The organism is Streptomyces sp. NPDC038213 (assembly GCF_055600495.1).
On sequence record NZ_JBVJYM010000007.1, the window covers coordinates 169,931 to 179,504 of the forward strand.

The 9,574-nt window shown below is 74.7% G+C and carries 14 protein-coding genes; 12 read left to right on the forward strand and 2 right to left on the reverse strand.

The window, feature by feature from the left end:
- Window positions 1–73: 73 nt before the first annotated feature.
- The 6 genes from ACZ7JZ_RS14085 (at window position 74) to ACZ7JZ_RS14110 (ending at window position 6,027) form a co-directional block, all read left to right on the forward strand.
- On the forward strand, window positions 74–421 hold the full coding sequence (locus ACZ7JZ_RS14085; protein ID WP_470937878.1) for a glyoxalase superfamily protein: 348 nt from the start codon (window positions 74–76) through the stop codon (window positions 419–421).
- 151 nt (window positions 422–572) lie between these two features.
- Window positions 573–2,486: an APC family permease gene (locus tag ACZ7JZ_RS14090; RefSeq protein ID WP_470937881.1), complete on the forward strand. Its 1,914-nt coding sequence runs from the start codon at window positions 573–575 to the stop codon at window positions 2,484–2,486.
- A 63-nt stretch (window positions 2,487–2,549) separates the two neighbouring features.
- Complete coding sequence (locus ACZ7JZ_RS14095; protein WP_470937884.1) at window positions 2,550–2,714, forward strand: hypothetical protein; 165 nt, start codon at window positions 2,550–2,552, stop codon at window positions 2,712–2,714.
- A 105-nt stretch (window positions 2,715–2,819) separates the two neighbouring features.
- A complete protein-coding gene (locus ACZ7JZ_RS14100; RefSeq protein WP_470937886.1) occupies window positions 2,820–3,470 on the forward strand; it encodes an HAD family hydrolase in 651 nt (216 codons plus the stop codon).
- 124 nt (window positions 3,471–3,594) lie between these two features.
- Window positions 3,595–3,888, forward strand: a complete 294-nt coding sequence (ppnP, locus tag ACZ7JZ_RS14105) for a pyrimidine/purine nucleoside phosphorylase (RefSeq protein WP_470937889.1) — start codon at window positions 3,595–3,597, stop codon at window positions 3,886–3,888.
- A 168-nt stretch (window positions 3,889–4,056) separates the two neighbouring features.
- Window positions 4,057–6,027 carry a protein kinase domain-containing protein gene (locus tag ACZ7JZ_RS14110; protein WP_470937892.1) on the forward strand — a complete coding sequence of 657 codons (1,971 nt, stop codon included), beginning with the start codon at window positions 4,057–4,059 and terminating at the stop codon, window positions 6,025–6,027.
- An 88-nt stretch (window positions 6,028–6,115) separates the two neighbouring features.
- On the opposite strand, the gene rpsN is transcribed toward ACZ7JZ_RS14110, so the two are convergent.
- Together rpsN and rpmB are read right to left on the reverse strand one after the other, a co-directional pair.
- Entirely contained in the window at window positions 6,116–6,421 is a 306-nt protein-coding gene (rpsN, locus tag ACZ7JZ_RS14115) for a 30S ribosomal protein S14 (protein WP_470937895.1), read from the reverse strand.
- Window positions 6,421–6,657: a 50S ribosomal protein L28 gene (rpmB, locus tag ACZ7JZ_RS14120; RefSeq protein ID WP_470937898.1), complete on the reverse strand. Its 237-nt coding sequence runs from the start codon at window positions 6,655–6,657 to the stop codon at window positions 6,421–6,423. The genes rpsN and rpmB overlap by 1 nt, the downstream gene beginning before the upstream one ends.
- A 70-nt stretch (window positions 6,658–6,727) precedes the next feature.
- On the opposite strand from rpmB, the gene rpmG reads away from it, so the two are divergent.
- The 6 genes from rpmG to ACZ7JZ_RS14150 all read left to right on the forward strand — a co-directional run bounded on the left by rpmG (window position 6,728) and on the right by ACZ7JZ_RS14150 (window position 9,456).
- Window positions 6,728–6,892, forward strand: coding sequence for a 50S ribosomal protein L33 (gene rpmG, locus ACZ7JZ_RS14125; protein WP_079430716.1), 165 nt, complete (start codon window positions 6,728–6,730; stop codon window positions 6,890–6,892).
- Window positions 6,893–6,956: 64 nt separating this feature from the next.
- Window positions 6,957–7,205, forward strand: a complete 249-nt coding sequence (locus tag ACZ7JZ_RS14130) for a type B 50S ribosomal protein L31 (RefSeq protein ID WP_470937902.1) — start codon at window positions 6,957–6,959, stop codon at window positions 7,203–7,205.
- Window positions 7,202–8,344 carry a CobW family GTP-binding protein gene (locus ACZ7JZ_RS14135; protein ID WP_470937906.1) on the forward strand — a complete coding sequence of 381 codons (1,143 nt, stop codon included), beginning with the start codon at window positions 7,202–7,204 and terminating at the stop codon, window positions 8,342–8,344. The genes ACZ7JZ_RS14130 and ACZ7JZ_RS14135 overlap by 4 nt, the downstream gene beginning before the upstream one ends.
- Before the next feature lie 108 nt (window positions 8,345–8,452).
- A complete protein-coding gene (gene rpsR / locus ACZ7JZ_RS14140; protein ID WP_470937909.1) occupies window positions 8,453–8,707 on the forward strand; it encodes a 30S ribosomal protein S18 in 255 nt (84 codons plus the stop codon).
- A gap of 94 nt (window positions 8,708–8,801) precedes the next feature.
- Window positions 8,802–8,972, forward strand: coding sequence for a 50S ribosomal protein L32 (rpmF, locus tag ACZ7JZ_RS14145; protein WP_470937912.1), 171 nt, complete (start codon window positions 8,802–8,804; stop codon window positions 8,970–8,972).
- Window positions 8,973–9,105: 133 nt separating this feature from the next.
- Window positions 9,106–9,456, forward strand: a complete 351-nt coding sequence (locus ACZ7JZ_RS14150; RefSeq protein ID WP_470937915.1) for a DUF6479 family protein — start codon at window positions 9,106–9,108, stop codon at window positions 9,454–9,456.
- Window positions 9,457–9,574 lie beyond the last annotated feature (118 nt).

Genomic DNA, 9,574 nt, shown 5'->3' on the forward strand with positions numbered 1-9,574 from the left:
GCCCGGTTGACGGCCCCGCTGCCGTTGCCGCGACCACGTGGGTGAGGGGTGCGGGGTCTGCGACCATGCCGTCATGGACGAGGAAGTGATCCCGATTCTCCGCGTGGACGACGCCGCGGCGGCGGTCGCCTGGTACGGGCGGCTCGGCTTCGCCCGGCAGTGGGAGCACCGGTTCGAGCCCGGGTTCCCCGCGTTCGTCGAGGTCGCCCGCGGCGGGGTGCGGCTGTTCCTGTCGGAGCACACCGGCGACGCCCGCCCCGACACCCTCGTCTACCTCCGCGTGCACGATGTCGACGCCCTGGCCGCCGAGTTCGGCGTACCGGTGCAGGACGCGCCCTGGGCGCGCGAGATCGAACTGCGCGACCCCGACGGCAACCGGCTCCGCATCGGCACCCCGGTGGTGCACCCGGACGCCGGCTGACACGGGGGCGCACGACGGGCCGCCCCGCCGCGTATGGAGGGCGTACGGAGTGCGTCCCCCCCCGCGTATGGATCGCGCCAAGAAGCCTGGTGCGCGGCCCGCGCGGCCCCGACGCTGTCCTCACTTTGCCCCACTCGGAGGACACGGCGACATGGCGATACACACAGGTGGACCGAAGGCGACCGCACAGGGTGCCGGTCAGGAGGAGCCCCCCGATACCGGCGTGCGGGGCGGGGACGCGGCCGGGGAGCGGCACAAACTGACCGCCCTCCAGGGCCTGTCCGCCCTCTCCCTCGACGCGATGGCCTCCGTGGCGTACGGGCCGGAGTCCATCGTGCTCGTACTGGCCGCGGCCGGTGCGTACGGCCTCGGCTTCACCCTCCCCGTCACCCTCGCGATCGCGGCCCTGCTGGCCGTCCTGGTGGCCTCCTACCGGCAGGTGATCGCCGCCTTCCCCGAGGGTGGCGGCTCCTACGCCGTGGCCAAGCGGCACCTGGGACGCCGTACCGGCCTGGTCGCCGCCGCCTCGCTGATCCTCGACTACGTCCTGAACGTCGCCGTGTCCGTCACGGCCGGAGTCGCCGCCCTGACCTCCGCCTTCCCCTCCCTGCACGGCGAGCGCGTGGGGATCGGGCTGGGCGTGCTGGTGCTGGTCACCGCCGTGAACCTGCGCGGGGTCGTGAACTCCGCCAGGGCCTTCCTGCTCCCCACCGCCGTCTTCGTCGGCTCCGTCCTCGCGATGATCACCGTCGGCCTGTTCCGGGACGCGCCGGTCTCCACCGAGACCGCCTCCGGCCACGCCTCCGCCCTCGGCGACGGTGCCACGGCGGTCGGAGCCCTCCTCCTGCTCAAGGCCTTCGCCGCCGGCTGCTCCGCCCTCACCGGCGTCGAGGCCGTCGCCAACGCCGTCCCGTCCTTCCGGACTCCGGCCGCCCGCCGCGCCCAGCGCACCGAGGTCGCCCTCGGCGCCCTGCTCGGCGTGATGCTGATCGGTCTGTCCGTCCTCATCGGCCGCTTCGGCCTGCAGCCCGTCGAGGGCGTGACCGTCCTCGCCCAGCTCGCGGACGCCTCCTTCGGCCACAACGCGGCCTTCTACACGGTCCAGTTCGCCACCGTCGTGCTGCTCGCGCTCGCCGCGAACACCTCCTTCGGCGGCCTGCCCGTCCTGATGGGCCTCCTCGCCCGCGACAACTACCTCCCGCACGTCTTCGGGCTGAAGGCCGACCGCCAGGTCCACCGGCACGGGGTCCTCGCCCTGGCCGCCGCCTCCGCCGTGCTGCTCCTGGCCGCCGGCGGCGACGCCAACACCCTCGTCCCGCTCTTCGCGATCGGGGTGTTCGTCGGCTTCACCATCTGCCAGGCCGGCATGGTGCGGCACTGGTCTGTGGAGCGCTCCGCGGGCTGGCGGGCCAGGGCCGTCCTCAACGGCTCCGGCGCCCTGCTGACCGGGGTGTCCGCGGTGGTGGTGACCGCGACGAAGTTCACCGAGGGCGCCTGGCTGGTCGTCGTCGCCCTGCCCCTGCTCGTCCTCGCCTTCGGCAGGGTGCACCGCGCGTACGGGAAGATCGGCGAGCGCCTGGAACTGGGCCGCGTACCCCAGCCCCCGCAGCGCGTCCGCTCCCTGGTCGTCGTACCCGTCTCCGGCCTGTCCCTGCTGACCTGCCGCGCCCTGACCGCCGCCCGCTCCCTCGGCGACGAGGTCCTCGCCGTCACCGTCACCCTCCCCGGCCCCGAGGACCGCCCGGCCGCCGAGGCCCTGCGCCGCGACTGGGAGCTGTGGAACCCGGGCGTCGAACTCGTCGAGCTGTGCCCGCCCACCCGCTCCCTCGGCCGCCCGGTCTCCGGATTCGTCCGCGAGCTGGCCCGGGAGCACCCCGGCGCCCAGGTGACGGTCCTCCTCCCGGAGACCGAGCCCGCCCGGCTCTGGCAGCGCCTGCTGCAGAACCAGCGCGGCGCGCTCGTCGCCCACGCCGTCCGCCGGGACACCGACGCGGTGATCTGCCGGCTCCGCTTCCGCATCGACGGCGCCCCTGCACCCGCCCGGGCGGGCCTGCCGTCCGCGTAAGGAAACCGCAGGGATTCCCGTTGGAGCCTCGCCCGTACGCCGCTCCGACGGGATGCTTGCCCTGTGACCCCCTCCTGGAGCCCCGTACGCCACACCGTCCTCGCGCTCGGCGCGGCCGGTGCCGCCCTCGTCGGCGCCGGAGCCCTCCTCGACCAGGTGCTCGTGCTGGGCCTCGGCGTCTGGTCCGGCATCGCGGCCATCGTGATCGAGCTCGTCTACCGGCCCTGACCGGGGGGAGGGGCCCGGGCCGCAACGGGAGTTGCCCGGCTCCGGGCCGTCCGCTACAACTCCCGCCCCGGGAAGGCGGATCGGCGTACCGCCTATGCTGGCGGGATGATCAAGCCGGTTGAACTCGTCATATTCGACTGCGACGGTGTGCTGGTCGACAGCGAGCGCATCGCGGCCCGCGTCCAGGTCCGCCTCGGGGCCCGGCTGGGCTGGCCCCTCACGCACGACGAGGTCGTCGACCGCTTCATCGGGCGGTCGCACGCAGCCATCCGCGAGCAGGTCGCGGACCGGCTCGGCGAGGAGACCGCCGCGGTCTGGTCGCAGGAGTTCGAACGGCTCCACCGCGAGGCGGTGGACGCCGGTCTGGCCCCGGTCGAGGGGCTGCCCGCAGCGCTCGACGCGATCACGGTGCAGACCTGCGTGGCGTCCAGCGGCTCCCACGACAAGATGCGGCACACGCTCGGCCGCACCGGGCTCTACGACCGCTTCGCGGGCCGCATCTACAGCGCCGCCGAAGTGGACCGCGGCAAGCCCGCCCCGGACCTCTTCCTGTACGCCGCCCGGCGGATGGGGGTCGATCCGGGCGCCTGCGTCGTGGTCGAGGACAGCCGCCCCGGCGTCGAGGCGGCCCGCTCGGCAGGGATGCGCGCCCTCGGCTACGCGGGCGGGCTCACTGCGCCGGAGCGCCTCGCGGGCCCCGGCACCACCGTCTTCCACGACATGCGCGAGCTGCCCGCACTCGTCGCACCGCGGTGAACCGCCCGCCGGTCCGCATCGTGGACCTGCGCGGATCCCACCGCGCCGTCGAACTAGCCTTCGCTGCGCACGGGCCGGCGGCTGCCGAGCCGACACGGGATTCCCGGCCCGGTTCTCGAGGAGGATGCGCGTGTTCAAGGTCAACGAGTACTTCGACGGCTCGGTCAAGTCGATCGCCTTTGAAGCGGACGGGGGCCGCCCGGCCACCGTCGGCGTCATGGCCGCGGGGGAGTACGAGTTCGGCACGGCCGAGCGGGAGACCATGCACGTCGTCTCCGGCGCCCTGACGGCCAGGCTCCCCGGCGCGGCCGAGTGGGCGGCCTTCGGCCCCGGTGAGAAGTTCGAGGTGCCGGCCGACAGCACGTTCCAGCTCCAGGTCGCGTCCGCCACCGCCTACCTCTGCGAGTACGGGGGCTGAGCCCCGCCCCTCCCGCAGCCGGCGGGAGGCCTCCCGCCCGCCCCGCCGGTCCGCGCGGTACGGGCCCTCCTGCGCGCCCTCCCGGGCCCGGGGCGGCGGGCGTACAGTGGATCGACCGGCGGATGCCGGAGCACGACCTGGTTCGGGGCGGGGACGGGCGGGCGGAGCATGGGGGATCTGGTACCGGAGGACCCGAGGCGGATCGCGGGGTACACCGTGGAACGCCGCCTCGGCCAGGGCGGGATGGGCCTGGTATACCTCGGGCGCAGCCGCGGCGGCCGCGCGTTCGCGGTCAAGGTGATCCGCCCGGACCGGGTCCACGACCCCCGGGTCCGCGCCCGCTTCCGGCGCGAGGCCGAGGTGGCCCGGCAGGTGAGCGGGGTCCACACGCCGGCCTTCCACGCGGCCGACACCGGCGCGGCGCGGCCCTGGATCGCCACCGTGTACGTGCCGGGCCCCACGCTCAGGGACTGGATCGGCACCGAGGGCCCGATGGGGCCGGCCGACCTCGGACGCCTGGGCGCCGCGCTGGCCGAGGCGCTGGTGGCCTTCCACGAGGCGGGCGTCGTCCACCGGGACCTCAAGCCGGACAACATCATCATGTCGCCCGACGGTCCCGTGGTCATAGACTTCGGCATCGCCCACGGCCCGGACGCCACCCGCACCTCCCCCGGACGGATCTCCGGAACGGACGGGTACATCGCACCGGAGGCGTTCGCCCGAGAGGAGGGCTCGGAGGCCTGCGACGTCTTCGCGTTCGGGGCGGTGATGGTCTACGCGGCGGGCGGGATCCCGTACGCCGGAGCGAACGGCGGGGCCCTCCTCGCGCGCATGGCCGACGAGCCCCCCGACGTCTCGGCCCTGCCCCCGGAACTGCGCGGGATCGTCACCACCTGCCTGTCCCGGAGCCCCGCCCACCGCCCGGGGGCGGAAGAACTCCTCGCCCTGCTGGCCCCGTTCGCCGCCGCGGCCGGTCCACCGTGCCTGACGCGTCCGCCCGTACCGGCGCCCCGCCGCCTCCTGAACCGCATCCGCCCGTCCGTCGATCCGGACGCCTCCACGGCCGACGCGGTACGCCCGCAGCGGCGTCCGACCGCCGTTGCCGGGCAACCGGGCCCGCCGCACATCCGGTTCAGGATCTCCAACCGGCGGCGGGCGGTGATCGCGGCGGCGTCGCTCGCCGTGCTGGCTGCTCCGCCCGCAGCCATGGTGGCCTTCGACAAGCCGTACGCCTTCCTTCCGCTGTGCCTGCTGGGCTCCGCCTTCCTCGCGGTGTGTGTACAGGCGCATTCGGTGGAACTCGCCCTGGACGCCAGCGGTGTGTCGTTCACCCTCGGAGCCGTCACCCCCATGCGCAGGCACGTGAGCTGGGAGCGCATCACCTCCCTCGAACTCGATGTGCGGAAAGGCCCGCTGATGCGGATCACGACCGACATCCCGCCGCCGAGGAGGGTCACCCGGGACGGTGCCGTCGTCCCGTCGGAGCCGTACCTCGTCCACCACGTGGTGATGCCCCGGAAGCCGGGCGTCTCGGCTTCGCCGGAACTGGCGCGCAACACCCGCTCGACGGCCTCCCTGCTCACCGCCGCCCTCGCCCTGTTCGCCCCCGAGCGCCTCCGGCCGGCCCTCAGCCCGCAGCCCGCGAAAGTGCTGGCCGACCGGCCCCGCGTGGCGGGCTCCGTGCTGACCCTCCTCCTCGCCGCCGGCCAGCTGACGGCCGTGTCGACCACCAGTCCCTCCGCCCCGCTCGTCGCAGCCGTCGCCTCCGGCTGGGCCCTGCTCGTCTGGCTCGTGCCGCTGCGCCCCTGGCGGGTGACCCTGAACCGCCGCGGCCTGCGCGTCTCCGGCCGCCGCCGCAGCGGCCGCCGCACCGAGGCCGTCCTCCCGTGGGCGGACGTGCGGAACGTCTGGCAGGAGGAGGGCCGCCGCAGTGAGCTGCACGTGCTCCTGCGCCCCGGGGCCGAGCCGCCGGCGGGCCTGCGCGTGGTGACCCGCCCGGACGGCGCGCTCGTACGGGTCCCCCTGCCCGGCCGGCCCGACCGGATGACCCGTGCCAAGCGCATCGCCCTGCACGTCCCTCCCGGTGTGGGGACCGATCCGCCCGCCGAGGCGCCGGAGGCCGCGGGAATCGCCGCCTGAGCAGGCGCGGCCGCGGTGTCCGTGAGGCCGCCCCCGGGTCCGTACCCCGCCGGTGGTGCGGGACCGGGGGCGGCTCAGGAGCGGACTCCTACCAGGAGGACTTGGTGACCCCCGGCAGGAAGCCGGCGTGCGCCTGCTCCCGCATCCGGACGCGCGAGAGTCCGAACTTCCGCAGGTGGCCGCGGGGGCGGCCGTCCACGCCGTCCCGGTTGCGGACCCGGGTGGCGCTCGCGTCGCGCGGCTGCCTGCGCAGTTCCGCCAGCGCCGCGCCGCGTTCGGCCTCCGTCGAGGACGGCCGCCGCAGCACCGCCTTCAGCTCCGCCCGCCGCGCGGCGTACCGCTCCACGACCGCCTTGCGCCGCTCGTTCCGCGCGATCTTGCTCTTCTTGGCCATCAGACCCTCACCCCGCGGGCGCGGATCCGGGCGACCGCGGCCTCGATGCCGATGGTGTCGACGGTCTTGACCGCCCGTGCGCTGAGGGTCAGGCGGACGTGGCGGCCCTCGCCCGCCAGCCAGTAGCGCTTGCGCTGGATGTTGGGGTCGAAGCGGCGGGAGGTGCGCCGGTGCGAGTGGGAGACGTTGTTGCCGAAGCCCGGCCGGGCCCCGGTCAGCTGGCAGTGCGCGGACATGGTGCCACCTGCCCCTTCTGAGATCGGAACTGGTTATTGGAAATGATTTCCATTGCCGTATAGTAGCGGCATGGCACGCAACGAGGTACGTCCCGTCATCAAACTCCGCTCCACGGCCGGCACCGGCTTCACCTACGTGACCCGCAAGAACCGGCGCAACGACCCGGACCGCATGGTGCTGCGCAAGTTCGACCCGGTGGTGCGCCGCCACGTCGACTTCCGCGAGGAGCGCTGACCGCCCGCCCACGGGCCCGGCAGCACCGCACCGCACGTCCCCCACCACACCCGAGGACACCCCCATGAAGCCCGGAATCCACCCCGCCTACGGCCCCGTCGTCTTCCGCGACAAGGCCGCCGACTTCGCCTTCCTCACCCGCTCCACCGCCACCAGCGACAAGACGGTGGAATGGGAGGACGGCAACACCTACCCCGTCGTCGACGTGGAGATCTCGTCCGAGAGCCACCCCTTCTACACCGGCACCGCCCGCGTCCTGGACACCGCGGGCCGCGTCGAGCGCTTCCAGCGCCGCTACGGGAGCACCGCGTGAGCCTGCCCGTCGTCATCGTCGGCGGACTCCACGCCGATGCCCGCAGGGAAGTCGTGAACCGGCTGCTGCACACCGTCCCCGGCAGCGTCGCCCTCCACCACGACCTGGCCGCCGCCGCACACGGCACCGTCCAGCGCGTGGTGCGCGACAGGTCGGGCGAACTGTCCAGGGGCGAGACGCCCCTCGTCAACGACTGCGCCTGCTGCGCCCTGCGCGAGGACCTCGTCCCCGAACTGGAGCGGCTCGCGGACGGCGGCCCGACCCGGCTCGCCGTCGTCGAACTGTGGGACTCCGTCGAACCCAAGGCGATGGCCGAGGTCGTCGCCGCGCACGGCGCCGGTGCGCTCGACCTCACCGGCGTGATCACCGCCGTCGACCCGGCGCTCGTCCTGCCCTACCTCGCCAACGGCGACGACCTCGCCGAGACCGGGCTCGCGGCGGCGGCCACCGACCGGCGCACCGTCGGCGACACCTGGGCCCGCCAGCTCGAGTACGCGCCCGTGCTCGCCCTGGTCGACAGCCCGGACGCCGACGACGAGGACCACGCCCTGCTGGCCCAGCTCCACCCGACCGCCCGCCGGGTGGCGGCCGGCTCCGGCGAGCTCGCCGCCCTCGCCCTCGCCGGCTTCGACGTGGAGGCGGCGGCCGCGGCCCAGCACCCGGCCTGCGCCCTGCTCCCGCAGGACGCCGACGAGGCGGGCGTCACCACCCTGGTGTGGCACCGGCGCCGCCCCTTCCACCCCGAACGCCTCTACCAGGCGCTGGAGGACCTCTGCTGCGCCGCGGCCCGCAGCCGCGGCCGGTTCTGGCTCGCCGACCGCCCCGACACCCTGCTGGCCTGGGACGCCGCGGGAGGCGCCCTGTGCGTGGAGAGCGCCGGGCCCTGGCTGGCCTCCCTGCCGGACGCCGCCTGGGAGCTCGTGCCGCCGGTCCGGCGGGCGGCGGCCTCCCTCGACTGGCACCCCGAGCACGGCGACTGCTGCCAGCACCTCGTCTTCACCTCACCCGGCCTCGACCGCGACGGCCTTGAGCGGCTCCTCGAGTCCTGCCTCCTGACCGACGCCGAGTACGCGGCCGGCCCCGAGGCGTGGAAGGCCCTCCCCGCGGCCTTCGACACCCTCCTCGACCCCGTCTCCTGACCCCCGGGCGGCCTGACGGACCCCGACAGCCGAGAAACACCGAAGACACCGAAGACGGCGAGAACCGCCGAGAACCGCCGAGAAACCCCGACATCCCGAGGAACACGCATGGCGCCCCGACCGAAGTCCCCCAAGCTCCCCAAGTCCTCCAGGTCCCTCAAGGCCCGCCCTAACCCGCTGGACGCGGCCGGCATCACCTACGTCGACTACAAGGACACCGACCTGCTGAGGAAGTTCCTCTCCGACCGCGGCAAGATCCGCAGCCGCCGTGTCACGCGCGTCACGGCGCAGCAGCAGCGGCAGCTCGCCGCCGCGATCAAGAACGCCCGCGAGATGGCCCTGCTCCCGTACGCCTCGCGCTAGGCGCCCGTACGCCGCCGCGCGGCACCCGCAGCCCTTCCCGCACCGCCCGGGCGCTCACCCGCGCCCACGCCCCGCAACCCACCCAGGAGTTCCCATGGCAGTCCCCAAGCGGAAGACGTCCCGCAGCAACACCCGCCACCGCCGGGCCCAGTGGAAGGCCGTCGCGCCCCGGCTCGTCACGATCACGCTCGACGGAGCCGCCCACCGGGTGCCGCAGCACCTGGTGAAGGCCTACGAACGCGGCCTGCTGCGCCCCGGGGGCTGAGCCGCCGGGCCCGTCTGCATCCGGCCGCGCCCCCCGGTGCGAAGTACCCGGTGGAGAGTGCACTGGGCGCCGCCGCAGCCCCTGACCGGCGGCGCCGTACGGAAGCAGGCCGACCCGGACGGGGAGGACCGTCATGGAGACGTTCGCCAACATCTGGCCGTTTTTCGCCGTGGGGCTCGCAGTCGCCGCGTTCCTGGTCGTCGCGTTCTGGGCCGGGATGCGCGTCATGGACCGCGAGGGACCGCCCCCGGCGCCGGAGGACCACCCCCGGCTGCCCGAGGGGGGCCCGGTCTACGAGGTGCGCGGGGACCGCGCGCACGTGGACTTCCCCAAGGGCGGACTGGGCCCCCACGAGATGAGGGGGTACGGCAACTTCGGCAGCCGCTTTGCGAGCGACCCCGAAACCGACGGGGACGCGGCCCCCGTCCACGAGGAGCACCACCCGGTACGCCTGTGGCGCCGGCACCGCCTGGGGACGCCCTGACCCCCGCCGGGTGAACCGGCGCAGGGGGGGGGGGGGGGGGAGGCCCGCAGGCGCTGGGGCGGTTTCCCCTGGGGAGGTTAGGGCGTCGGCAGGGTGAAATGGACACGCCCCTCGCCGT

Coding starts and splice junctions, on each gene's coding strand:
- ACZ7JZ_RS14085 (WP_470937878.1), top strand. CDS start 74: ATGGACGAGGAAGTGATCCCGATTCTCCGCGTGGACGACGCCGCGGCG.
- ACZ7JZ_RS14090 (WP_470937881.1), top strand. CDS start 573: ATGGCGATACACACAGGTGGACCGAAGGCGACCGCACAGGGTGCCGGT.
- ACZ7JZ_RS14100 (WP_470937886.1), top strand. CDS start 2,820: ATGATCAAGCCGGTTGAACTCGTCATATTCGACTGCGACGGTGTGCTG.
- ppnP (WP_470937889.1), top strand. CDS start 3,595: ATGCGCGTGTTCAAGGTCAACGAGTACTTCGACGGCTCGGTCAAGTCG.
- ACZ7JZ_RS14110 (WP_470937892.1), top strand. CDS start 4,057: ATGGGGGATCTGGTACCGGAGGACCCGAGGCGGATCGCGGGGTACACC.
- rpsN (WP_470937895.1), bottom strand. CDS start 6,421: ATGGCCAAGAAGAGCAAGATCGCGCGGAACGAGCGGCGCAAGGCGGTC.
- rpmB (WP_470937898.1), bottom strand. CDS start 6,657: ATGTCCGCGCACTGCCAGCTGACCGGGGCCCGGCCGGGCTTCGGCAAC.
- rpmG (WP_079430716.1), top strand. CDS start 6,728: ATGGCACGCAACGAGGTACGTCCCGTCATCAAACTCCGCTCCACGGCC.
- ACZ7JZ_RS14130 (WP_470937902.1), top strand. CDS start 6,957: ATGAAGCCCGGAATCCACCCCGCCTACGGCCCCGTCGTCTTCCGCGAC.
- rpsR (WP_470937909.1), top strand. CDS start 8,453: ATGGCGCCCCGACCGAAGTCCCCCAAGCTCCCCAAGTCCTCCAGGTCC.
- rpmF (WP_470937912.1), top strand. CDS start 8,802: ATGGCAGTCCCCAAGCGGAAGACGTCCCGCAGCAACACCCGCCACCGC.
- ACZ7JZ_RS14150 (WP_470937915.1), top strand. CDS start 9,106: ATGGAGACGTTCGCCAACATCTGGCCGTTTTTCGCCGTGGGGCTCGCA.